The sequence below is a fragment of the Mycolicibacter engbaekii genome, assembly GCF_002101585.1.
Classification (GTDB): Bacteria; Actinomycetota; Actinomycetes; order Mycobacteriales; family Mycobacteriaceae; genus Mycobacterium; species Mycobacterium engbaekii.
In genome coordinates this window covers 1-23,592 of the sequence record NZ_LQOT01000028.1, presented here as the reverse complement: position 1 = coordinate 23,592, position 23,592 = coordinate 1, and the positions used below count along the sequence as shown (strand labels likewise).

Here is a 23,592-nt window from a genome sequence, read left to right as displayed (position 1 = left end):
CAACCCCTACACTGACCGGTGCTCACAGGTGAGGAATTTCGGCGAGCACACCTGGGGACGTTCGATGAGCGCGATCACAACTCCGCGTCCATCCCAGTCGGATGGCAAAAGGGTGAGGATCGTCGCCCCATAAGACTTCTCAGCCACCACGTCGTAGTTGCACCATGTTCCGCCGGAGTGACCACCTAGGCGATACTTTGCTTCCCCCATGCGCGGCAGCATAGCTACAGCAGCAACAGCACATGGTTTCTTCGACTGGCGAATTGTCTACACCACGATCAGGCTGGGCTACGCCCGGCCACCAGGGTGACCAGTCCGCAAAGTTCTGCCGCCAGCGCGTCGCGGCCGGCGTCACTGCGCGATGGTCATGCGATCACTCGGATGGGCTATTGGCGCTGGGATTACTAGCCGCCGAGCCAGCGCGCTGGCCGACGTACAACGACGGCACCAAAAACATCCCACTGACCTTGCCGATAACAAGAACGTCCCCAGCCGCCAGGTGGGGGCGGTCTAATTGGCGGCGGAGGCGCCCGCCAGTGCGTCCAATACCCGATCGATGAACCGGTCGGCGTGGCCCCGAAGGCCGTCGTTCGCGTGCTGGGTGGTGTCGACCGCGATCGGATTCCCCGATGCGAAGCACACCACCACGGCGCGACGGTAGGTCCGCTCCCCGAACGCGTCCGCCGAACCATAGGCCTTGACCTCGACCCCGATGACCTGGCTCAGCGGCCGGATGACGGCAGCAAGATCCTGCTCCTCGGCAGCGTCTGCGATGTAGTCCAGTTGCCCGATCGCGTGCTTGTCGATCCACACCAGACGACACTGCTGATCCGGCAGGTTCTCGCGGGCGAAGCCTTCAACCGGCCATCGCCTGACCAGCTGGCCGATCTGCTCCACCACGATCCGGGGCGGGCGCGACCAGTCCGGGAACACGTCCCTGGCGATCTGCCGGAGGCGTTCTTCGTTCGTCATGGACGCTAAATTAACCCCCATTTGCCCAGAGTGCGCTGCGGCGCGGCGGTGATCGCCCTGCTGATCGGGCACGGCGGGACCGCTCGAAGGGGTAAATGCACTGGTCTGCCTCGTGGGGCGAACGAGTTGGCCTGTAAGCCGGATTCTGTCCCGCACCGCCGAAGCGGTGCGGCGGCGACCATCCATCTGGGCACACCGTCGCCGGGTACCTCAAGCGGCCCACCCGCAGGCTCGGGCGAGCAGCCCTCAAACACCTGCGCAGCCGCACCGGAGTGCGGCCTTCTTGGCCTTGCTTCGGGTGGGGTTTACCAAGCCGTCCCGGTCACCCGGAACGCTGGTGCGCTCTTACCGCACCGTTTCACCCTTACCACCTGTCGGTGGCGGTCTGTTTTCTGTGGCACTGTCCCGCGAGTCACCTCGGATTGCTGTTAGCAATCACCCTGCTCTTCGAAGTCCGGACTTTCCTCGACCCGCGCTAGGCGAGCCGCGGCCGCCCGGCCAACTCGTCCGCGCTGATCACCGTACTACGCGCGGCCCGCTGACGCCGCACCGTAAACGGCAACCACCACGGATCGGTCCGGGCTGTTCTCCGACCACACGCCGATCGCGGTGTTGGCGCAGTCGGACATGATGGCGAAATCCACCGGGTTGTAATACCAGCGGTTGAGGATCTCGATGCCGCTGATGGCCACAGCGGGGTTGACCGCCACGGTTTCGGCCACCACGCCCGGAAAGCCCGCGGCCTGTGCGCGGGTCTGTGGCGTGGAGCCGTCCGAACCCAGGTTCGCGTCCAGATCCCGGTGGCCGAGAAGGTCTTTGGCATGCCACTCGGCGGCCAGCACCAACCGGGGATCGACCGTCACCGGCTCGGCGCAGCCCGCCTGATGGTGAATGGTGTAGACGTTGGTCACGACGCTGTCGTTGAGCCGCGAGTTGTCGGCGGCGGCGACGGGCAGCGCCGCCGCCCCGGCAATCATCATCGTCAGCATCGCTGCGCGCGGCACGTGATCTCCCATCTGCGGACTACACCGGGTCGAACTGCGAGACCAGCCACCGGCCACCGACCTTGTCCAGGGTGACCCGCACGCTCGAGGTGGTCGTGGTGGGCGGGCCATCGGCGATCGTGGTCGCCTGATCGATGAAGAGCAGGACCACCGCGTGGCGCGAACTCGCGGTCACCGATGCCGCCGCGGGCACCGTGACCACCGTCGAGATGTGCTGCTGCTTGGCCCCGGGGGCAACGACGTCCTTGATCAGCCGGGTGTACTCCTCGCGAAAGGCGCCGGTCATGGCTTCGGCGGCGGCCGACGACGCGGTGTCGACGTTCTCGGGGCGATACGACAGCATCGCGATCGTGGTAGCGGCCGCGGTCTGTACCGACTGTTCGGTCGCCTCCTGCGCCAGTCGGGCGCTCACGTCCTGCCATCGCAGGTAACCGGCCGCCAGCGCCAGAATCGCGGCCAGGCCCGACAGCACGGCGATCGCCACGCGACGCCGCAGTGCCGGCCGCCGATCCCGCCCCGGCGCATCGGGCTCGGTGGCGCTGCTCTCGGGCGCTTCTACGGTGGGTGTGGAAGACATCTGGGACCCCGCTCAGGGAACGAACGCGATGTTGGACACTTTGGCGCCGTCTGCGGTGCTCTGCAGGCTGATTCGCATCCGCCAGCGGCGCGGCTCCGGTGTAACGGTCCCGGCGATCGTGGTGCGTACCGAGACCGCCAGCAAGACATCGGCCCGGTCGCCGTTCACCGATTCCACTCCGGCCTCGGTGACGGTGCCCTGGGACTCCGACTGCGCCTGCTTGACCACGTCGACAAAGGGCCGCGAGCGCTGCGTGAAGTCTTCCCGGAACTCCCCGGTCGTCGAGTCGATGATGCGCTGCACGTCGGCGTCGGCCTGTGCGTAGCTGATGGTCGTCAGGTTGATCGCCGCTTGACGCGCGACCTGCACGTAGCGCTCACGCTGGGCCTGCGCCTGGCGCACACTGTGGTCGCGGTAGCCCAGCCAGCCGACCACCCCGGCCAGCGCCGCCACGGCCAGCAGCACTGCTGTGACCACGAGCCGTGGCGAATGCTGCTGTCTGGCAGCGATGATCGGCGCTACGGGTTCGGCGGCAGCAACATCGTCTGCCATGTCTGCTCCTTCCGCTGGGCGGTCAGATCGCTCTGGGTGTATCGCCTGCCATCCGGGCCGCGGTAGCCGCCGGTCTGCGGGTCGTAGGGGACGAAGGCGACCGGGGGCGCCGGCGGATCCTGCGGCACTGCCTGACCGGACAGGGTTGCGTTGGGATCGCCCTTCCAGTTGTAGCCGTCGTTGAGCGGGATGTAAGACTCGTCGCTCTCGCACATCTCGACGGTGGGTGCGCGCTTGGCGGGGTTGTTCTCACACGGGATATTGCGTGCGCCACGCACATTGAGATCGGAGTCCTGCGGCACCCGGCAGTAGAGTTCGCCGGCGGGCCGGTCCGGGTAGTCCTCCAGGCTCGGTGCCCGCTGCTGCCGGGCCGGGAGGAATCCTGTGTTGCACGGCGGCGGATAGTTCATGTTGAGGTTGAAGTCCAGGTAGATGCCGCGGTAGGGGCCGTTGAGACCCGAATCGGCCAGGGTGATCGCCGACATGACCGCGGTCCCCTGCGGGAACAGCACCAGCAGCTGCTCGATGCCCCGATGGAACGTCACCGCGATCTGACCGAGGCTGACCATGTTGGCCAGTAACACCGGCAGCGCCGGGGCCACCCGGCCCAGCAGCGCATCGGCTTCATCGAGTGCCGGTGCGCCCACGCTGAGCAGACCCGCGAACGCCCGGTTCTCAGCGCTGAGCTGGCCGGTTATCGACGCCAGCCGCTGGGCCCAGGTCGCGATCGAATCTGCGGTTCGCACCTGGGAATCCAGTACCGGCGGGGTCTGGTCGATCAACTGGGCGAAGGCCTGGGCGGCCTCACCTGCGTCGATGGCCAGCGATGTGGAGCCGGTGACGATGCGTGCCAGTTCGGCGCCCAGACCGCCTACCGCCTTGTCCGCCTCGTCGATGACGGTGCGCAGGTCGTCGGGCGGGATCGCCAGCAGCGCACGGTTGGTGGCGTCGAGCAGGTTGGCGATGTCGGCGGGAATCCGCACCCTGTCCGCCGGGATCACGTCACCGGCACGCAGCGTCGGCTGCCCGGCCGCGGTGTCGATGGGGGTCAGTTCGAGGAACTGTTCACCGATCGCCGACCGGCTGTGCACCGCGGCCGTCACCTGCGCGGGCACCTTGATCGACGAATCAAGTTTGAGGACCGCCCGCACCCCGTCGGCGTCGACGTCGATGCCGCTGACCCGGCCGATCTCGGTGCCGCGGTAGGTCACCACCGAGGTCGGGTACAGCCCGCCGGACGCCGGCAATTCGACGGTCACGGTGTAGCGGCCGATGCCGATTAGCGCCGGAACCTTCACAAAGCCGAACGCCATCACCGCACCGGCGATCACCGTGACCGCCGCCAGGATCGCCAATTGGGTCCAGACGGTGCGCGAGAGCCGGAACATCTCAGTACCCCCCGAAGTGGTAGGGGGCGATCAGCGGATTGCCCGCCGTGTAGGGGCTGGGCATCTGTCCGACGGTGCGCCCCCACTGCAGTTCCAGCTCGGTGAGATTGCCTTCCCAGCGGGTTCCGGTGAACAGACCGCTGTCGATCCGGCTCAACGTCAGGTCGACGACCAGACTGATGTTGGCGAAGTCGCCGCGAAACCAATTGGGGATGTTGCTCTTCACCCAGGGGTAGGTGGACAGGAAGTCCAGGCCCTGGGTCAGTGCGGGTCCCGCATCGGCCAGCGAGCGCAGCACCGGGGCGATGTTGCGCAGGTTGGCCACCAGGGCCTCCCTGCTCTGCTCGACGGTGGAGACGGCGATGGCACTGAACTTTGCCAGTGCGTCGGCGGCATCGGCGATGGTGGCGCGCTCCTTCGCCAACACGGCCAGCGCCTGCGGGATCGTGGTCAGTGCCCGCTCGACGGCCGGGTTCTGCTGGGCGAACTGGCCGGCCAGCCCGTTGAGCTTCTCGGTGGCCGAGATGATGTCGTCGGTCTGGTCGTTGAGGGCACCGATGAAGGTGTCCAGTTGGCCCAGCAGGCTGCGCATCTCGGATTCGCGACCGGCCAGCGCGCGGGCAAAGCTCTGGTTGATCTCCTGTACCTGGGCCAGTCCCCCACCGTTGAGCAGTAGCGACACCGATGCCAGGGTCTGTTCGGTGGTGGGATAGCTCGCAGCCCTCGACAGCGGGATGACCGCACCGTCGTGCAGTTCGCCGCGCGGCGGCTCGTCGGTGGGCGGCGCCAGCTCGATGTGCATCGAGCCGAGCAGGCTGGTCTGACCGACCTTGGCGGTGGCGTTCGCCGGCAGGTGCACGCTGTCGTCGATGCGCATGGTCACCAGCGCATGCCAGTCCTGGACCTCGATCTTGGTCACGTTGCCGACGTTGACGTCGGCGACCCGCACCCGCGAGTTCTGCTGGATGACCACAACATCGGGTAACTGGGCCGAGACGGTGTAGCTGCCGTTGCCGGCCGCGGTGCCGGGCAGGCTCAGTGAGTTCAGACCGCGCCACTGGCAGCCGGTGGCCCCGGACAGGACGGCGACGGCCAGTGCCGAGACAAGAATGCGCTTCATGGCGATCCTTGGGCCGGTGGCAGCAGCAGACCGGGCAGGCCCAGCTCGGGGTCGACCGATTGCCCGGCCTGCTCGACCGGCGGTGACGTCGCGGCCGGCTTGAGCCGGTCTTCGCTGTAGGTGATTTCGTTGGGTCTTGCTGCGGTACCGACGAACGGGTTTCCGCCGATCGGCAGGAAGTTGTACTGGCGGTTCTTGATGATCGGCGCCAGGTACTGCACGCACAGCTTCGATGCCTGCAGTGAGTTGGCCCGGGCCAGTGCTTCGATTCCGCTGCAGATGAACTGGACGGTGTTGGCGAAGTTCCCGAGCGCCATCACACCGGTGATCGCACTCTGGGCCGGTTGATAGATGTTCACGAAGTTCTGGAACACCGATGGCGCGATGTGCAGAACCTGTTTGAGGTCACCGCGGCTTTCGTCGAGGGCGCCGGTGATCGCCGTCAGGTGATCGACCGTGACGCCGAAGCCCTCCCGGTTCTCACCTATGAAGTCGCACAGGTCTTTGACCGCACCGTCGAGACCCGTCATCGCATCGGCGAACTCGCGAGGCGAATTACTCAGCACGCTGGTGATATCGGCGAGGTTGACGTTGAACGACGCCAGCAGGTCACTGCTGGAAGTAAGCGCCGAGACCAGCAGTTGCATGTTGCGGACCGTGCTGAAGATGTCGGTGCTGTGATCACCCAGTGCTGACATCGCCTGCGACAGTTTGATCACCGTCTCGCGCGCGGTGTCGCCCTGCCCCCGAAGGTTGGCCGCCGCGGTGCTGACGAAGGCGCCGACGGCACTGCGGCCGTCGGCATCGGACGGCTGCAGGGAATCGGTGAGCTTTTCCAGCTGCTCACGCAGGTCGTCCCACTCGACCGGAACCGCTGTGCGATCCGGTCCGATGCTGGCACCCTCGGCCAGCTCGGGACCACCGGTGTAGGCCGGGACGAGCTGAATCGCCCTGGCGCTGACCAATGACGGCGACAGAATCGCCGCTCGGACATCGGCGGGCACCTGGTACCGGGCGTCGACGGAGAAGGTCACCTTGGCGGCATCCGGGAGCGGTTCGATGCGCTCGACGGTTCCCACCGCGACACCCAGGATGCGGATCTCGTCGCCGGTGTAGAGGCCGTTGGTGTTGGCGAAGTAGGCGGTGTAGGTGTGTTTGCGGGGCGGTCCGACCACCAGGAACAGTGCGACGACAAGACTCGACACCAGCACAGCGGCGATGCCCAGCCGCAGCTGTCGCACGCGATTGGCCGGCAGGTACGCGCCGACCGCGAAGCGCGCGCTCATGTCAGCTCCCCCCTTCCGGGCCGAGCGCCGGCGGGCCGGGAGGTGGTCCGCCCGGTGGTGGCGCCGGCAGTGGCTCCCGATAGGGATAGCGCGGGTCTCCGGGTTTGCCGGTAATGGCGTCCGGCAGGGTCAGGTTGGGCTCGCCGCCCTGGCCGGTGCGAGGGAACGGCATGGGCAGCGGCGGGGTGCCGGGCTGGCCCACGGCCGGGTCGTTCAGCTCCGAGGGCAGCAGCACATTGGGGTCCAGGCCCAGATCGGAGAAGGCGGCCTCGATGGCCGGCTGGGCCAACTGGCCCGGAATCAGGTTCACCACTGACGCTTTGAAGAACGGTCCCGAGCCCAGCACCTCGCCAAAGGACATGGCGTAGCGGCGAAACAGGTAGAGGGTGCGTTGCAGATCGGCACGGCGGTTGTCGAGGATCTCCAGGACGCCGTTGAGTTTGTCCACCGCGGGTTTGAGTTGCTGTCGGTTGTCATCGACCACGGCTGACACCTGTCGCGATACCGCGGTCAGGTTGGTCATCAGCGCGTCGACGGAATTGCGTTGTGACAACAGCTCGCTCAGCAGGGCGTTGCTGTTGACGACCAGGCCGGCGATCTGCTCACTGCGTTGCGCCAGCACCCCGGTGACCTTGTTGGCGTCGGCCAGCAACTGACGCAGGGTGGCGTCGCGTTTGTCGAGGGTGTCCGAAAATCGAGCCACGCCCTGCAGCGCCATCTTGAGGTCCGGCGGCGTGTCTTTGAAGGTCTCCGCCAACGTGGTCAACGCCGAGGACAACTGCGTGGTGTCCAGGCCGCTGATGACCGCGGTCAGGTCTCCCAGGGCGTCGGGCAGATCGTAGGGCGAGGTCGTGCGTTCCACCGGTATCGGACCGGTGAGCCGCCCGTCGCCGCGCGGTGTGAGTTCCAGATACTTGTTGCCCAACACCGTTTCGGTTTTGATCGCGGCTTCGGTTCGGTCCCCGAGTACCACACCCTTTCGGACGGTGAATCTCACCCGGACCCGGTTGCCCTCCAAACCGACGCCGACAACGCGACCCACGTCGAGTCCCGACACCCGCACGTCGCTGTGGGCTTTGATGCCGCCGGCCTCGGTGAAGTAGGCGGCATAGTCCGACGTGCCTTTGACGAACGGCAGCCGGTCGTAGCTGAACACCGCGATCACCAGCGCGACGAGCAGGAGGATGCCGACGGCGCCCACCGCGGGACGGTTGCGTTCGGCGAGCGGTTTGACGGTGATCCGCGGGAGTCTCGGTCTGGTCATTTCGGGGCGCACCGTCCGGTCGTCTGGTTCATGATCTTGCCGTAGAGCGGTTGGCCGCCTTTGCCGTTCACCTTGAGCACCAGGTCGCACATGTAGAAGCCGAAGTAGTCGCCGTAAAGGCCGTTGCGCGCCAGAATCTGGTAGGCGTCGGGCAGCGTCTTGACCAGATCATCGACATAGTCGCGGTCGGCCAGTACCTGGCCGGCAGCCCGATCCGTCTGCACCACCAGATCGCGGATGGGTTCGCGGGCCACGGCCAGCAGGTCAGCGACAGATCCCGCGGCCGCGTTGATGTAAGCCACGCCCCGGCTGAGGTCGGTTCGGCGATCGGCCAGGCCCTGCATCAACTGCGTCAGCGAGTCGAGCCCCCGGCCGAACTCCCGGTCGCGGGAGCTGAAGGTGCCCAGCACCGTGTTGAGGTTGTCGATCACCTGCCCGATCAACTCGTCGCGCCCGGCCAGCGTCGTGGTCAACGCCGAGGTCTGCGACAAGACCGACGCGATGGTTGCGCCCTGGCCCTGGAACACGCTGAGCAGTTCGCCGCTGAGCGCGTTCACCTGGTCGGGATCCAGCGCGCGGAACAGCGGCCGGAATCCGCCGATGAGGGCGTCCACATCGAGTGCGGGCGCGGTGCGTGTCACGGGGATCGTCTGACCCGGTGCCAGAGTCTGTAGCGAACCCGGCCCCTGTTCCAGCGACAGGTAGCGATCGCCGATGAGGTTCTCGTAGCGCACCGCCGCGCGGGTGCCCTCGGTGAGCGTCAGACCCCGGTCGATGGAGAAGTCGACCGTCACCGTGCCGTCGGCGTGCAACGCCATGCCGGTGACCTTGCCGATCTCGACACCGGCGATGCGAACGAAGTTGCCGCCCTTGAGACCCGACACGTTGGTGAATTCGGCCCGGTAGCCGACTCTGGAGTCGAATCGGAACTGTCCGAACACGGTGACCAGGATGAAGATGAACACCATGCAGGTGGTGGTGAACAGCGTGACCCACGTCAGGGTCTTGCCGATGTTGCCTCTCATCACGGTTCCGGTCCTGGCGCCGGGGGCCCCGGGTAGCGGATCTTGGGCGGCTCGGGCTCGGGTTTGGTTGCCGGGAAGTAGTTGGCGAAGCCGGGGAAGCCGATACCGGGGTTGGGCCGCACGTCCAGGCCGGTCCCGAATCCGGTGTCGGTGACCAGATATTTGACCGGGAAGTTCTTGCTCACGTCGGGCAGCGATCCGCAGCTGGGCCGCCCGCCCGGCCCGCCCCGGGCGTTGATCAGTGGCAGGTTGTCCGGGTAGCGATACGGATCGTCGCCGGCGAGCATCGCGGCGTCCATGATGACCGATCTTCCGTTTCCGCCCATGGCATCTCGTCCGCCGTTCTCCAGGAACCATTGCGCACCCTGAAACAGGCAGGTGTAGGTCGGCGAGTATTCCTCGAGCAGATCGGTGGTCGGCGCCATCAGATTGAGCGCCTCGATGAGTCCAGGCTGGTTCACCCCGATGGTGTCCACAGCCGTGGTGGAGAAGCCGACCGCGGCGAGCAGCAGCGCATCGAGTTCGCCCGCCTGGGCAGACAGCGTCGTGCTGGTGGTCGCCGCCGAGTCCAGCGTGTTCAGGATGTTTTGCGCGGCAGCGGAATATATCTCGCTGGTCCGGCCGAACAGCTGCCAGTCGCGCTGCACGGTCGGCATACGGGGATTCACCGCCGTCAGCATCGTGTTGGCGCCGGTGATGGCGGCTCCCATGACGTCTCCCCTGCCCCGCAGGGATTCGGCCACCGCCGACAGCACGGAGTTGAGTTTCGCGGGGTCGATGGCGTGAACCACCGCCTGCAGATTCTCGAACATGGTGTTGACTTCGACCGTCACGTTGCGAGAACGCAGCACCGCTCCCGGTTTGAGGGGCTGGGCGCTGGGTCCGCCGGGGGGGATCATCAGGTCGACGTACTTGGCGCCGAACGCGGTGCTGGACTTGATCTCGGCCTCGACATTGCCCGGCAGGTAGGAGAAGGGCCGGGGATCGATCTTCAGGTGCAGCGTGGACAGTTCGGCGTCACCGGCCGGTTGAGTGCCGATGGATCTCACCTCGCCGATCTGGATACCGCGCAGCTTGACCTTGGCTCCGTCCTCCATCACCAGGCCGGCTCGATCCGAGACCAGCGTGAGCGGGACGGATCGCCGGAACGTGCCGGAGAACAGCACGGCGGTCATGGCGCACAAGGCCGTGACCACCAGGACCAGAACGGGCGACCACCAGATCGGGTCGATTCCGCCACGGTGCGATTCGTTGCGGGTGCTGCTGCTCACCGGACTCACCCCGACAGGTGAAAGTTGCCGGACTGCCCGTACACGGACAGCGTGATGGTCAGCAGCACAAACACCGTCGCGGTGACCGAGGTGCGTACGGCGCGGCCGACGGCCTCTCCGACGCCGGCCGGGCCGCCCGTGGCGGTGAAACCGTAGTAGGTGTGCACCACCATCACCGCGGTGGCCATGGACAGGGCGGCCAGAAACGACCAGAGCAGATCGGTGGGTTGCAGGAAGGTGGAGAAGTAGTGGTCGTAGACGCCGCGCGACTGCCCGTAGATCACGGTCGTGCCGAACCGGGTGGCGAAGAACGCCATCAGCACGGCAACCGTGTAGAGCGGAATGACCACCAGCACACCGGCGACGATGCGGGTGGCGGCCAGATAGGTGATCGCCCGAATTCCCATCGCCTCAAGCGCATCGATCTCTTCGCTGATGCGCATCGAGCCGATCTGCGCGGTGGCGCCGGCACCGATCGTGGCGGCCAGGGCCACCCCCGCGGTGGCGGGCGCAATGAAACGGACGTTGAGGAAGGCGCCGAGGAATCCCGTCAGTGCTTCGATCCCGACGTTGGACAAGGTGTTGTAGCCCTGCACGGCGATCAGGGCGCCGGTCGACAAGGTGAGGAAGCCGACGATGACCACGGTGCCACCGATGACGGCCAGCGCTCCGGCCCCCATGCCCATCACGGCGATCAGCCGCAGCACCTCGCCGGGGTAGCGGCGTACGGCGTCTCCGACAGCCGCCAGCGCGCGACCGTAGAAGGCGGTCTGTTCACCGAGACGGCGGGCGGCGTCGGCCAGCCCCGCGCCGGCGGGCGCGGTGCGCTCGGCGGCCGTCACGGCGCGACCTTCACGCCGAAGGCGGTGGCCAGGATGTTGATCAGAAACAGCGCCATGAACGCGAACACCACGGTCTCGTTGACCGCATTGCCCACCGCGGTCGGGCCACCGCCCACCGACAGCCCCTTGTAGCACGCGATCAGCCCGGCCGACAGGCCGAACAGCAGCGCCTTGACCAGCGAAACCACCACCTGCGGCAGTCCGGTCAACAGCGTCATCCCGGCGACGAAAGCACCCGGCGTGACGTGCTGGACGAACACCACAAAGGCATAGCTTCCGGTCAGGCCCACCACCGCAACCACCGAGTAGAGCATCACCGCAACGAATGTCGCCGCGATCACGCGGGGCACCACGAGTGCCTCGACGGGATTGACGCCGATCACCTTCATCGCGTCGATCTCCTCGCGGATCGTGCGGGCACCCAGGTCGGCGCACATGGCGGTGGCGCCCGCCCCCGACACGACGATGGCGGTGACCACCGGGCCGACCTGGGTGACCGCCGCCAGCGCCGCGCCGGCGCCGGACAGGTCAGCGGCGCCGATCTCCAGCAGCACGATGTTGAGCGTGAAGACGATGAGCACGGTGTAGGGAATCGACAGCATGATCGTCGGGACGATCGACACCCGTGCCACGAACCAGATCTGGTTGATCAGTTCACGCCAAGCCCACGGGGGTCGCGTCATCGCCGCGAACGTTTCGCCGGCAAGCACGACGAAATCGCCGACCGCGATCGCGGGCTTGGTCCAGGAGGGCCCGCTCATCGCTGCCTGCCTGTGGGGTGCGCCAACGCCTCAGCCCGTTCGCGCGCGTCCGGGCCGGCCCGCCGGGGATGGCTGCGCTGCCGCTCCGCCAGGTCCGCATGTCATTGCTGATCTCCCGCCCATCGACCGTTCCCCTCCTCAGTAGGCCGGAACAGTAGGAGCGCCGGAGTTAGCTGTCAACGCCAGAAAATGGCCCATTAGCGCGGTGTTCACGGAACCTGCTGGTTGCCATCGGCCGGATGTTTGGCGCACGGCGATTTAATGGGACCGGCCGAAGTGGCGACACTGCTGTAGTTGCCGCAGCCGCATCTCGGTGCGGTGGCGCACACTCGGTAGGACCCCGATCGGAAGGAGCCCCGCTATGGCCCCGACGCGCTGGGAGCGGCGGGTGGACGCCGGCGACTGGGATGCCGTCGCCGCCGAACTCGACGAGTACGGCGGTGCGCTGCTGCCGCGGCTGCTGACCGTCGCCGAGACCGCGCGGCTGCGGGATTGCTACGCCGACGACGAGCGCTTCCGGGCCACCGTCGACATGCAGCGTCACCGCTACGGGTCCGGGCAGTACCGATACTTCGCGGCACCGGCGCCCGATCCCGTGGATGCGCTCAAGCGGGCACTGTATCCGCGCCTGTTGCCGATCGCCCGGGCCTGGGCCGATCGGTTGGGCCGGGAGGCGCCGTGGCCCGACGACTTCGACGACTGGTTGGGGCACTGTCACCGGGCCGGCCAGACCAAGCCGACCGCGCTGATGTTGCGCTACGGCCCCGGCGACTGGAATGCGCTGCATCGGGACCTCTACGGCGAGTTGGTGTTTCCGCTGCAGGTGGTGATCAACCTCAGCGACCCGGCCACCGATTACACCGGCGGCGAGTTTCTGCTTGTCGAGCAGCGTCCTCGCGCGCAGTCGCGGGGCTCAACCGTGCAGTTGCCGCAGGGCCACGGCTACGTGTTCACCACCCGGGAGCGCCCGGTGCGCTCTACCCGCGGCTGGTCGAGGGCGCCGGTGCGCCACGGCGTTTCACCGATCCGTTCGGGTGAGCGCTACACGCTGGGACTGATCTTTCATGACGCCGCGTGAACGCTACCCCGCGATACGGCGCAGCACGATCACGTTGTCGGTGAGCACCGCGGACTGACCGTCGGGTCCGAGCGCCTCGCGCTCGGCGGTGCTGCACCGCAGCAACTCCCATTGCGCAGCGTGGAGGTCCAGACCGGCCAGCACCTCCTGCGCGGTCGGGAAATGGTGCTCACTCGCATGCTCACCGGCCCAGGGTGGCGCGGCGGCATGGTCGACGATCAGCAGGGTGCCGCCTGCCGCGACGGCTTCGGCGGCCCTGTGCAGCACCGACACCCGGTCCAGTGGCACCGGCGAGTGCAGGAACTGCGCCGAGACCAGGTCGAATCGGCCCGGGGGGAAGCCGGTGGACAGGTCGTGACGCTCGAAGCGGATACGGTCCGCGACGTCCCGCGCCTGTGCGGCTGCGCGGGCGCGACGCAGCGCGTTCTCCGAGATGTCGACCGCCACCACCTGCCAGCCCTGGGCGGCGAGCCAGAGGGCGTCGGCGCCCTCCCCGCAACCGAGGTCCAGCGCCCGGCCCGGCGGCAGGCCCGCGACGATCTCGGCGAGCTGCGCGTTGACCCGTCCGCTCCACACCGGGTCGTGGCCGCCGTAGAACTCGTCCCAGAACTCGCGCGGGTCGGGCGCTTCGTCGGTCATCGGTCGTGTTCCCTCTCGGTCGGAGTACCGCGCGGCAACGCCGCGCTCCGGCGTCGGTGCCCTCAGGAGGCGGCCACTCCCCAACCCAGCCATCGGGACGTCACCAACACCAGCCCTAAAGACACCGTAGCCACCGCCACCAGGCCGATGACGGCCACCAGCAACGGCCGCCAGCCCGCGCGGGCGATCTGCCGGAAGTCCGTGGACAGTCCGACGCCGGCGAAAGTGAGCAGGAAGGCCCACCGCGACACGTTGCCCAAGCTGGCCAGCTGCGCCTTGTCCAGCCAACCGGCCGTCGCCACGGCCGACACCACCAGGAACCCCACAACGAATTTCGGGAACTGGCGCCAGATGAACACGGCCTTGGCCCGGTAGCCGTCCGCCACCTGGTCGGCCTGTCCGCGGGCCGCCCAGTACAGGGCGAAACCCAGGACGACGAACCCGATCAGGGCGTTGCGGACGGATTTCACCAGCACCGCGATCTTGCCGGCCTCGTCGGAGAACAGGTAGCCGGTGGCGGTCGTCTCGGCGGTGTTGTCGACAGACAGCCCGGCCCACAGTCCGAACTCGTGGTCGCTGAGCCCGATCAGGTGGCCCAGCGGCGGCAACACGAACAGGGCCACCGCCCCCAGTGCGAGGATGGCCGCGATCGCGTAGCTGACTTCGGAGTTCTTGGCGCGGATGGCGCCCTTGGAGGCGATGATGGCCGAGACCCCGCAGATCGAGGTTCCGATGGCCAGCAGGGATCCAAGCTTTCCCGACAGACCGAAAACGCGTGCGGCGCCCAGGATTATCGCTCCGGCGATGGTCATGTCCAGCAGGATCTGAACCAAGCTGACGCCGCCCAGTCTGGCGATGTCGCCGAGCACGAAGCGAGAGCCCAGGGCAACGATGCCGACCTTGAGCCAGAACTCGTAGGTCAGCACGCCGGGCACAAAGATCCGGTGCAGTCCCACGGTATTGCGGATCACCAGCCCGATCACGATGGCCCACAGCACATACTCGATGTCGGGCAGCGTCGCGTGCAGCTGGTGTCCCAGCGCCAGCCACCACCGCTGGGCGTATTTGCCCAACAGGCCCACGGTGAGCAGCAACGCGATGCCGGGCAGGTAGTCCAGCGGCCGGCGGCTGGTGAAGACCGCGTCCGCGGCGGGCAGGTCCGAATCCGGGTGCGTCGTGGTCATGCTCACCAGGGAATCTTCGGAAGGACATCGGCCAGCGCCAGCACGACGAGCACACCGACCACCAGGTTCGCCCACCCGTCGGTTCCCAACCTCTTCATCTGCGGCCTCCCATACGCCGGTCGGGAAGTAACGCTATGACACTGCCGGCAGGCCACGACAGGGTTGCAATCACCGTCGGCACAAACACCCGGCCGCGAAGCCCGCGCGGCGCGGCACTCGGGACTACGGGTAGGTCGTCTGATTGACCAGACGCACCGAGGAAGGGCCGTCGCCGTAGAACTCGGCGATGCTCAGCGAGGCCAGGTCCAGGTGCAGCCGGTACAGGATGCCCGGTCCGGCGTCCAGCGCCAGACGCAGCACGGTCTTGATCGGCGTCACGTGCGACACCACCAGCACGGTGGTACCGCCGTGTTCGGCGACGATCCGGTCACGCGCCCGCACCACCCGCTGCTGCACGGCGTCGAAGCTCTCCCCGCCGGGGGGCTCGGTGGAGGTGTCGTTGAGCCAGCGCCGGTGCAACTCGGGATCGCGCGCGGCGGCCTCGGTGAAAGTCAGGCCCTCCCAGGCACCGAAGTCGGTTTCGGTCAGGTCTTCGTCGACGGCCACATCCAGACGCAGCAGCCGGGCTGCCGCCTCGGCGGTCTCACGACACCGCTGCAGCGGCGAGCTGATGACCGCCGAGATACCGCCGCCGGCCGCCAGGTAGCGCGCCGCTTCCCCGGCCTGGCGCCGGCCGGTCTCGGTCAGCGGCGGATTGCCGCGCCCGGAGTAGCGCCGGTGCACCGAGAGCTCGGTCTGCCCGTGGCGCAGCAGCAGCAGCCGTGTCGCGGTGCCGGTCGCACCGGTCCAGCCGGGAGCCGCGGGCGCAGCCGCTGCCGGCGGCTTCGGTGCGGGCGCCTCGATCACGACACCCTTCTGGGCGGCATCCATGGCCTCGTTGGCCAACCGGTCGGCGTAGGAGTTCTTGTCCCGCGGTATCCACGAATAGCGAACGTGGTCGAAGGTCGCCGCCAGCTCACGGGCCTTGCGGTGCAGCGGGATCAGGTCCGGATGCTTGACCTTCCAGCGGCCGGCCATCTGTTCGACCACCAGCTTGGAGTCCATGAAAACCGCCACCTCGGCGGCTCCCAGCCCAGCCGCCTTGGTCAGGCCGGCCACCAGACCGCGGTATTCGGCGACATTGTTGGTGGCCACCCCGATGGCCTCTTTGACCTCGACGAGCACCTCGCCGCGGTCGGCAGACCACACCACCGCGCCGTATCCGGCCGGCCCCGGGTTGCCACGCGACCCGCCGTCGGCTTCAACGATCACCTTCATCGGTGCTGGGCTTACCCGAAGTCCTTGACCCGCAACAGGATCGCGCTGCATTCCGGGCAGCGCAGCACCTCTTCGGGAGCAGCCGCGGAGATCCGCGCCAGCTCGCCGCGGTCGATCTCGATCCGGCAGGCGCCGCACTGGCCGCCGCGCAGCGGTCCGGCACCCACCCCGGCGGAGCTGCGCTGGCGCTCATAGAGCGCCAGCAGTTCGTCGTCGATGGTGGCCGCCAACTCCGCGCGTCTGGCCGCTCGCTGCTCGCGGTTGGCCTCGATCTCGGCCAGGGCGGTGGCCACCGCCTCCTGCACCCCGGCCAGATCGGCGGCCAGGCCCTCGAGCACCGTCGCTTCGGCGGTGGCCTGACCCTGCAGCTGCTCCCGCTGCTCCAGCAGCTCCAACAACGAGTCCTCCAAGCTCGACTGACGCTTGTGCAGCGTCTCCAGCTCGTGCTGCAGATCCACGACCTGCTTGGCGTTGGTCTGCCCCGAATCCAGCAGGGCACGGTCGCGGTCCTCGCGCTGGCGCACCGCGTCGATCTCCGACTCGAAGCGGCCGGCCTGGGCGTCCAGATCCTCCAAGGCCAGTTCCAGCGCAGCCAGCCGGTCAGCCGATGCGGTGTGCTCGGCCTGGATGCGGTCGCGGTCCTGCTGCTCGGGCAGGTTCTGGGCGCGGTGGGAGATCCGGGCCAGCTCCGCATCGAGCTCCGAGAGTTCCAGCAGCGAACGTTGTTGTGCTACGGCGGCCTTCATGACCGGTCTCCTTCGAACGCGAGATTCCAGGGGTCGGTGCGCAGCGTGCTGACACGCACCGGCAGCGTCGCACCGAAATGCGAGCGGAGTATGTCGGCGGCCTGCGCGCACCACGGGTATTCACTGGCCCAGTGGGCCACGTCGACCAGCGCCACCGCCGAGCGGCGGGAGTGCTCGTCAGCCGGATGGTGCCGCAGGTCCGCGGTGAGGTAGACCTGGGCGTCGGCGGCCGCCGCGGCGTCGAGCAGGGAATCTCCCGCGCCGCCGCAGACCGCCACCTTCGAGACCTCCAGGTCCGGGTCACCCGAGGCCCGGACCCCCCACGTGGTGGCCGGCAGGCCCGCGGCGACGCGCGCGACGAAGTCACGCAGCGGCTCCGGGGCGGCCAGACTGCAGACCCGTCCGATTCCCACCCCGGCCGGCAGCGGCTGCAAGGCGAAGACGTCGAACGCCGGCTCCTCGTAGGGATGGGCGGCCCGCAGCGCGGCGTGGATCGCGCCCCGCGCCCGCGCCGGCGCCACCACCTCGACGCGGTCCTCCGCGACGTGCTCCACCGCGCCGACCTGTCCGATCGCCGGCGTCGCACCATCGCCGGGCAGAAACTGACCGGTGCCGCCGACGCTCCAGCTGCACTGGGTGTAGTCGCCGATCCGGCCGGCCCCGGCCGCGAACACCGCGGCCCGCACCGCCTCGGCGTGCTCGGCCGGCGTGTAGATCACCCATTTGTCGGTCTCAGCGCGGGCGGCGGCCGGTTCCAGCACGGACTCCACGGTGAGCCCCAGCGCTGCGGCCAGTGCGTCGGAGACGCCCGGCGACGCCGCGTCGGCGTTGGTGTGGGCGGTGAACAGCGCGCAACCGTTGCGGATCAACCGGTGAATGAGCGCGCCCTTGGGGGTGCTGGCGGCCACGGTGTCCACCCCGCGCAGCAGCAGCGGATGGTGGGCCAGCAGCAGGGCCCCGTCGGGCAGCTGGTCGACCACCGCCGCGGTGGCATCCACCGCAACCGTCACCGAGGTCACCACGGCGTCGGGATCACCACAGACCAGCCCGACCGAGTCCCAGGAGTGGGCCAGCCCGGGCGGGTAGGCCGCATCCAGGACATCGATCACGTCAGCCAGCCGGGCGGTCACACTGCAAGACAGTAGTGCGCCACCCGGCGAGGCCACCGCGCACGTCGGGGACAATGGGGCTGTGATGCGCACGACCACCGCCACCGCCGAACTGGTGATCTTCGACCTCGACGGCACCTTGACCGACTCCGCTGCCGGAATTGTCGCCAGCTTCCGGCACGCCCTGGACCAGATCGGGGCGCCGCAGCCCGACGGCGACCTGGCCGCTCGGCTGGTCGGCCCGCCGATGCATCACACGCTGGCCGCCATGGGACTCGGCGAGCAGACCGAGGCGGCGGTGGCCGCCTACCGCGCCGACTACACCAGTCGCGGATGGCAGATGAACACGCTGTTCGACGGTGTTGCCGAGCTGCTGAGCGACCTGCGCGACGCCGGGGTACGGCTGGCCGTGGCCACCTCCAAGGTGGAGCCGACCGCGCGCAGGATCCTCGCGCATTTCGGGCTCGACGGTTACTTCGACGTGGTTGCCGGTGCCAGTGTGGACGGCCTGCGGGCCGCGAAGTCCGACGTGGTGGCGCACGCCCTGGCGCAGTTGGCGCCGCTGCCGGAGCGAGTCCTGATGGTGGGCGACCGGCGCCACGATGTCGACGGTGCGGCCGCGCACGGCATCGACACGGTGTTGGTCGGCTGGGGCTACGGCCGGTCGGACTACAGCGACACCGATGCCGAGGGCGACGGTCGCGGTCCGGTCGCCCGGGTGCAGACGGTCTCCGAACTGCGGGAGGTGCTCGGTGTCTGAGCCGCTGCTGCATGTCACGTTCGTCTGCACCGGCAACATCTGCCGCTCCCCGATGGCCGAGAAGATGTTCGCCCACCAGCTGGCGCAGCGCGGACTGGCCGATGCGGTACGGGTGAGCAGCGCCGGAACCGCGGGCTGGCACGTGGGCAAAGGCGCCGACGAGCGCACCAACCGGGTGTTGCGCGACAACGGCTATCCGGTGGAGCACCGCGCCGCCCAGGTCGGGCCCGAGCATGAATCGGCGGATCTGGTGGTGGCGCTCGGACGCAACCACGTCGGGCTGCTCAAGGGCCTGGGCATTCCGGCCGAGCGCATCCGGATGCTGCGGTCTTTCGACCCGCGTTCGGGGGCGGCCGTGCCGGATGTCGACGACCCCTACTACGGCGACCATGACGACTTCGTGCGGGCGTTCACCGTCATCGCGGCGTCGCTGCCGGGACTGCACGACTGGGTCGACGGGCAGCTGGCGTGGGGTGAGAACGGCTGATGCGCCGGCTGGCCTTCCTGCTGCGCCCGAGCTGGCTGGCTCTGGCGGCGGTGGTGCTGGGCTTCGCCTACCTGTGTTTCACCGTGCTGGCGCCGTGGCAGCTGGGCAAGAACACCACGACGTCGCGCGCGAACAGCCAGCTCGAACGCGCGCTGACCGCCGAGCCGGTACCGGTGACAACGCTGCTGCCGCAGCAGGATTCGTCGGCGCCGGACGAACAGTGGCGTCCGGTGACCGCCACCGGCCACTACCTCGCCGAGGCCCAGGTGCTGGTGCGGCTCCGGGTGATCGACGGGGTGCCGGCGGTGGAGGTGCTCACGCCGTTCGCGGTCGACGGCGGGCCGACGGTACTGGTGAACCGCGGCTACGTACGAACCGAGGACGGGGGGTCACGGCTGCCGCCGATTGCGCCGCCGCCGCAGAACACGGTCACCATCACCGCCCGGTTGCGTGATTCGCAGGCAGCCATTCCGGGCAAGAACCCGTTCACCGAGAACGGTTTTCGTCAGGTGTACTCGATCAACACCGAGCAGGTGTCGGCGGTGACCGGTGTTCCGCTGACCGGTTCCTACCTGCAGCTGGTGGATGGCCAGCCCGGTGGTCTGGGCGTGATCGCCCTGCCCCGCCGGGACGCCGGGCCGTTCCTGTCCTACGGAATCCAGTGGATCGCGTTCGGCATCCTGGCTCCGCTGGGACTGGGCTACTTCGCATTCGCCGAGATCCGGGCAAGGCGCGCCGAACGGTCCGAACCGTCCGGGCAGGCCGGCGCCGACGAGCCGGCGCCACCGATGACCGTCGAGCAGAAGCTCGCCGACCGGTACGGCCGGCGGCGGTAGACCGCCGGGCGGGTTGTGCCATCCTGGGGCGATGGTGAACATCTCGGGTGTCGGTATCTGGAGTGCGCCGCTGCGCTACGGCGATCAGGGCGAGGCCGCCGAAGCGGCTGCCGAACTGGAGGACTTGGGTTTCGGTGTGCTGTGGATCCCCGACGTCGGCGGTCCGGTGTTCGACTCGGTGGCCAACCTGCTCGCGGCCACCAGCCGTGCGGTCATCGCCACCGGCATCCTGAACCTGTGGATGCACGACCCCTCCGACGTGGCGGCGTCCTACACGTCGTTGACGGCGGCACATGGTGACCGGTTCCTGCTCGGTATCGGTGTCAGCCATGCCCCGCTGATCGATTCCCGCGACCCGGGGCGCTACCGCCGGCCGTTGCGGGCCATGACCACATTCCTCGACGGTCTCGACGCCGCCGAAACGCCCGTCCCGGCCGATGCCCGTGTCCTTGCCGCGCTGGGACCGAAGATGCTGGACCTGGCCGCCACCCGCAGTCGCGGCGCCCACCCCTACCTGACCACCCCCGAGCACACCCGGTTCGCCCGCGAGCAGCTCGGCGAGGGCCCACTGCTGGCGCCCGAGCAGACCGCCATCCTGTGCGACAGCCGCGAGCAGGCCCGCGAGATCGGCGTCGGGTGGCTGGGCTCGTATCTGGCGCTGCCCAACTACGCCAACAACCTGCTGCGGTCGGGATTCACCGAAGACGACATCGCCTCAGTGAGCGATCGGCTGTTCGACGCGATCATCGCCTGGGGCAGCGTGGATGCGGTGACCGATCGGATCGCCGAGCACCGGGCCGCCGGCGCGGACCACGTCTGCGTGCAGTTGCTCGACGCCGACCCGCGCGCCTTCCCGCGCGAGCAGTGGCGGACGCTGGCCGCGGCGCTGGGCTGACCTCAGCCGACCGAACGTGCGGCGCCGGACCAGAACTGGGCGCGTACGGCCTTCTTGTCCGGCTTGCCCAGCGCGGTCACCGGCACCGATTCGGCGACGATCACCTGCTTGGGCGCCTGCACCGAACCCTTGCGTTCCTTGACCGCGGCCTGGATCTCGGCGGTCATCGTGGCGATCGCGTCGGCATCGCTGTCGGCGCCCGGGCGCAGCACCACCACAGCGGTGACCGCCTCGCCCCACTTTTCGTCGGGCGTCCCGATCACGCACACCTGAGCCACCGACGGGTGCTCGGCGATGACGTCCTCGACCTCGCGGGGGAAGACGTTGAAACCGCCGGTGACGATCATGTCCTTGGTGCGGTCCACGATGAAGTAGAAGCCGTCCTCGTCCTCACGGGCCAGATCACCGGTGTGCATCCAGCCGTCCTTGAACGTCTCGGCGGTGGCCTCCGGGAGCTTCCAGTAGCCGCCTGACAGCAGCGGCCCGGACACGCAGATCTCGCCGACCTCACCCTGGGGCACCGGCTTGCCGTCGTCGCCCAGCAGCGCCACCCGGGCGAACAGCGTGGGGCGGCCGCAGGAGGTGAGGCGCTTCTGGTCGTGGTCGCCCTTGGCCAGGTAGGTGATCACCATCGGCGCCTCGGACTGGCCGTAGTACTGGGCGAAGATCGGGCCGAACCGGTCGATGGCCTCCTGGAGCCGGACCGGGTTCATCGCCGAGGCGCCGTAGTACACCGTCTCCAGCGACGACAGGTCGCGGGTGTGCGAGTCCGGGTGATCCAGCAGCGCGTAGATCATCGACGGCACCAGCATGGTGGCGGTGATCTTCTGCTCCTCGATCACCCGCAGCACCTCGGCGGGGTCGAACTTGGTCAGCACCACCAGCTCGCCGCCCTTGACGATGGTCGGCACGAAGAACGCCGCGCCGGCATGCGACAGCGGGGTGCACATCAGGAACTTGGGGTGCTCCGGCCACTCCCACTCGGCGAGCTGCGTGGTGGTCATCGCGGTGATGGAAGACACGGTGCCCATGACGCCCTTGGGCTTGCCGGTGGTCCCGCCGGTGTAGGTGAGGCCGCCGATGTGGTCGGCGGGCAGGTCGGCGGGCACCAGCGCCTGCGGCTCGTACTTGGCCGCCTCGGCAGCCAGGTCCACGGCCTTGCCCTCGAGCGCCGCGGGCACCGGCCCGATGGTCAGCACCTGCCGCAGCGTCGGCACCTTCTCGAGCAGGCCCAGGGCGCGCTCCACGAACGCCGGGGTGGGATCGATGATCAGCGTGGCGACCTCGGCGTCGGCCAGCACGTAGGCGTGGTCGTCGAGTGACCCCAGGGGGTGCAGCGCGGTACGCCGGTAGCCCCGGATCTGCCCGGCGCCGATGATCATCAGCACCTCGGGGCGGTTCAGTGACAACAGGCCGGTCGCGTCGGCCCCGAGCGCGTCGAACGCCTGGATGTACTGGCTGATGCGCTCGGCGAGCTGACCACCGGTCAACGTGGTGTCGCCGAGGAACAGCACCGGCTTGTCCTTGTTGCGCTTGAGGGCGCCCACGGTCAGATGTCCGGAGTGAATGGGCTGGCGCATGGACTGCGTCGACATCGAGTTACCTCCGCTAGAGCGCTGACAGCTTGCCCGCAGGACACTACCGACCGCCCCATTCGCCGCTGGGACGAGCCGAGGGTTGACACCCGGAGATGGCGGCCGACGCCACCCGGGTTCCGGTGTGGTGGGCCCTGTCCAGCAGGGAGATGCCCCGCCCCGAAGCCCTGTCGAGGCGGGTGAAAGCCCGCGCTCAGGCGGCGAACACGATCAGCAGCGCGATGGCCCCGATCAGCACCAGCAGGCTCGGCCAGAGCACCGCACGGACACCGGCCGGCTTGCCGGTGCGCCCGGTGGGCGTCAGCTGTGGGCTGGTCGACGGCGGTACTCCCCATTTGCCGCTCGGCTCCCGGCCGGGCGGAACGGGGGGTGAGGCAGGGGTGGGCTCATCGGGAACGGGAAAAGATGTCATGCCTACCGCATTGACGATCTGCGGCGTTGTCAAACCACCGGTGGGCGCGGACGGTATCGAACCGCCGACGGGACTGCCCCGAGTTCAGTTGACTCGCGGGGTGTGAATATCAGGCCGCGGTTGCGACTGGTGTGTGGAGCAGTTCGAACTCTATCGGGGTGAGCTTGCCGAGGGCGCGTTGCCGGCGGCGTCGGTGGTAGGTGCGCTCGATCCAGGTCACGATCGCCAGTCGGAGTTCGGCTCGGGTCGACCAGCGTCGCCGGTCCAGCACGTTGCGCTGCAGAAGGGCGAAGAACGACTCCATGGCCGCGTTGTCCCCACACGCACCGACGCGGCCCATCGAGCCATGTAATCCGTGGTGCGACAGTGCCTGGACGAACTTTCGGGACCGAAATTGCCTGGGTTCAACTGGTCCTTGCAACACCGGGTTATTGGAGTGAGCGTAGCTGCTCTTCGAACACCTCGGCAGGTG

Annotated in this window: 24 protein-coding genes, 1 other RNA gene and 1 pseudogene; 5 read left to right on the top strand and 21 right to left on the bottom strand. The window is 68.4% G+C overall.

Features of this window, described 5'->3' with window-relative positions:
• Positions 1-510: 510 nt before the first annotated feature.
• The 13 genes and pseudogenes from AWC02_RS08070 to AWC02_RS08010 form a co-directional block, all read right to left on the bottom strand.
• Complete coding sequence (locus AWC02_RS08070; RefSeq protein ID WP_237160383.1) at positions 511-1,044, bottom strand: hypothetical protein; 534 nt, start codon at positions 1,042-1,044, stop codon at positions 511-513.
• A 46-nt stretch (positions 1,045-1,090) separates the two neighbouring features.
• Positions 1,091-1,478: RNase P RNA component class A (gene rnpB / locus AWC02_RS08065), an RNA gene on the bottom strand.
• Positions 1,479-1,520: 42 nt separating this feature from the next.
• A pseudogene (locus AWC02_RS08060) lies at positions 1,521-1,961 on the bottom strand (CAP domain-containing protein); the annotation flags it as partial.
• 34 nt (positions 1,962-1,995) lie between these two features.
• Positions 1,996-2,553, bottom strand: a complete 558-nt coding sequence (locus tag AWC02_RS08055) for a hypothetical protein (protein WP_133055613.1) — start codon at positions 2,551-2,553, stop codon at positions 1,996-1,998.
• A 12-nt stretch (positions 2,554-2,565) separates the two neighbouring features.
• Entirely contained in the window at positions 2,566-3,105 is a 540-nt protein-coding gene (locus tag AWC02_RS08050; protein WP_085128269.1) for a type 4b pilus protein PilO2, read from the bottom strand.
• Entirely contained in the window at positions 3,072-4,493 is a 1,422-nt protein-coding gene (locus AWC02_RS08045; protein ID WP_085128268.1) for an MCE family protein, read from the bottom strand. The genes AWC02_RS08050 and AWC02_RS08045 overlap by 34 nt, the downstream gene beginning before the upstream one ends.
• Position 4,494: 1 nt before the next feature.
• Positions 4,495-5,613, bottom strand: coding sequence for a virulence factor Mce family protein (locus AWC02_RS08040; RefSeq protein WP_085128267.1), 1,119 nt, complete (start codon positions 5,611-5,613; stop codon positions 4,495-4,497).
• Positions 5,610-6,899 carry an MCE family protein gene (locus AWC02_RS08035; protein WP_085128266.1) on the bottom strand — a complete coding sequence of 430 codons (1,290 nt, stop codon included), beginning with the start codon at positions 6,897-6,899 and terminating at the stop codon, positions 5,610-5,612. Before AWC02_RS08035 ends, AWC02_RS08040 begins: the two co-directional genes overlap by 4 nt.
• A gap of 1 nt (position 6,900) precedes the next feature.
• Complete coding sequence (locus AWC02_RS08030; protein WP_085128265.1) at positions 6,901-8,163, bottom strand: MCE family protein; 1,263 nt, start codon at positions 8,161-8,163, stop codon at positions 6,901-6,903.
• Entirely contained in the window at positions 8,160-9,188 is a 1,029-nt protein-coding gene (locus AWC02_RS08025) for an MCE family protein (protein WP_085128264.1), read from the bottom strand. Before AWC02_RS08025 ends, AWC02_RS08030 begins: the two co-directional genes overlap by 4 nt.
• Entirely contained in the window at positions 9,188-10,459 is a 1,272-nt protein-coding gene (locus tag AWC02_RS08020) for an MCE family protein (protein ID WP_237160381.1), read from the bottom strand. Before AWC02_RS08020 ends, AWC02_RS08025 begins: the two co-directional genes overlap by 1 nt.
• Before the next feature lie 5 nt (positions 10,460-10,464).
• Positions 10,465-11,301 (bottom strand): ABC transporter permease, encoded by an 837-nt coding sequence (locus AWC02_RS08015; RefSeq protein ID WP_085128262.1) that lies wholly within the window; start codon positions 11,299-11,301, stop codon positions 10,465-10,467.
• Positions 11,298-12,062 (bottom strand): MlaE family ABC transporter permease, encoded by a 765-nt coding sequence (locus tag AWC02_RS08010; protein ID WP_085128261.1) that lies wholly within the window; start codon positions 12,060-12,062, stop codon positions 11,298-11,300. Before AWC02_RS08010 ends, AWC02_RS08015 begins: the two co-directional genes overlap by 4 nt.
• A 361-nt stretch (positions 12,063-12,423) precedes the next feature.
• Here AWC02_RS08010 and AWC02_RS08005 point away from each other — a divergent pair, with 361 nt between their 5' ends.
• Positions 12,424-13,140: a 2OG-Fe(II) oxygenase gene (locus AWC02_RS08005; RefSeq protein ID WP_085128260.1), complete on the top strand. Its 717-nt coding sequence runs from the start codon at positions 12,424-12,426 to the stop codon at positions 13,138-13,140.
• Positions 13,141-13,143: 3 nt separating this feature from the next.
• On the opposite strand, the gene AWC02_RS08000 is transcribed toward AWC02_RS08005, so the two are convergent.
• From AWC02_RS08000 to AWC02_RS07980, 5 genes are all read right to left on the bottom strand, one after another.
• The gene (locus AWC02_RS08000) at positions 13,144-13,779 is read right to left on the bottom strand and encodes a class I SAM-dependent methyltransferase (protein ID WP_085128259.1); all 636 of its coding nucleotides are present in this window, start codon (positions 13,777-13,779) and stop codon (positions 13,144-13,146) included.
• A 62-nt stretch (positions 13,780-13,841) separates the two neighbouring features.
• Positions 13,842-14,963, bottom strand: a complete 1,122-nt coding sequence (locus AWC02_RS07995) for a YeiH family protein (protein WP_085128258.1) — start codon at positions 14,961-14,963, stop codon at positions 13,842-13,844.
• 222 nt (positions 14,964-15,185) lie between these two features.
• Entirely contained in the window at positions 15,186-16,280 is a 1,095-nt protein-coding gene (locus AWC02_RS07990) for a bifunctional RNase H/acid phosphatase (RefSeq protein WP_085128257.1), read from the bottom strand.
• An 11-nt stretch (positions 16,281-16,291) separates the two neighbouring features.
• Entirely contained in the window at positions 16,292-17,026 is a 735-nt protein-coding gene (locus AWC02_RS07985) for a zinc ribbon domain-containing protein (protein WP_085128256.1), read from the bottom strand.
• Entirely contained in the window at positions 17,023-18,156 is a 1,134-nt protein-coding gene (locus tag AWC02_RS07980) for a Nif3-like dinuclear metal center hexameric protein (protein WP_085128255.1), read from the bottom strand. The genes AWC02_RS07985 and AWC02_RS07980 overlap by 4 nt, the downstream gene beginning before the upstream one ends.
• A gap of 64 nt (positions 18,157-18,220) precedes the next feature.
• Here AWC02_RS07980 and AWC02_RS07975 point away from each other — a divergent pair, with 64 nt between their 5' ends.
• The 4 genes from AWC02_RS07975 to AWC02_RS07960 are packed head-to-tail and all read left to right on the top strand — an operon-like array spanning position 18,221 to position 21,113.
• Positions 18,221-18,895, top strand: coding sequence for an HAD-IA family hydrolase (locus AWC02_RS07975; protein WP_085128254.1), 675 nt, complete (start codon positions 18,221-18,223; stop codon positions 18,893-18,895).
• Entirely contained in the window at positions 18,888-19,382 is a 495-nt protein-coding gene (locus tag AWC02_RS07970; protein ID WP_085128253.1) for a low molecular weight protein-tyrosine-phosphatase, read from the top strand. Before AWC02_RS07975 ends, AWC02_RS07970 begins: the two co-directional genes overlap by 8 nt.
• Positions 19,382-20,218, top strand: coding sequence for an SURF1 family cytochrome oxidase biogenesis protein (locus AWC02_RS07965; protein ID WP_085128252.1), 837 nt, complete (start codon positions 19,382-19,384; stop codon positions 20,216-20,218). Before AWC02_RS07970 ends, AWC02_RS07965 begins: the two co-directional genes overlap by 1 nt.
• Positions 20,219-20,252: 34 nt before the next feature.
• Complete coding sequence (locus tag AWC02_RS07960) at positions 20,253-21,113, top strand: LLM class F420-dependent oxidoreductase (RefSeq protein ID WP_085128272.1); 861 nt, start codon at positions 20,253-20,255, stop codon at positions 21,111-21,113.
• 2 nt (positions 21,114-21,115) lie between these two features.
• Here AWC02_RS07960 and fadD8 read toward each other — a convergent pair whose 3' ends face one another.
• From fadD8 to AWC02_RS07945, 3 genes are all read right to left on the bottom strand, one after another.
• Positions 21,116-22,708 carry a fatty-acid--CoA ligase FadD8 gene (gene fadD8, locus AWC02_RS07955; RefSeq protein WP_085128251.1) on the bottom strand — a complete coding sequence of 531 codons (1,593 nt, stop codon included), beginning with the start codon at positions 22,706-22,708 and terminating at the stop codon, positions 21,116-21,118.
• 193 nt (positions 22,709-22,901) lie between these two features.
• On the bottom strand, positions 22,902-23,120 hold the full coding sequence (locus tag AWC02_RS07950) for a hypothetical protein (protein WP_085128250.1): 219 nt from the start codon (positions 23,118-23,120) through the stop codon (positions 22,902-22,904).
• A 109-nt stretch (positions 23,121-23,229) separates the two neighbouring features.
• Positions 23,230-23,592, bottom strand: a 363-nt coding sequence (locus tag AWC02_RS07945; protein WP_237160380.1) for an integrase core domain-containing protein, incomplete at its 5' end; no start/stop codon positions are given.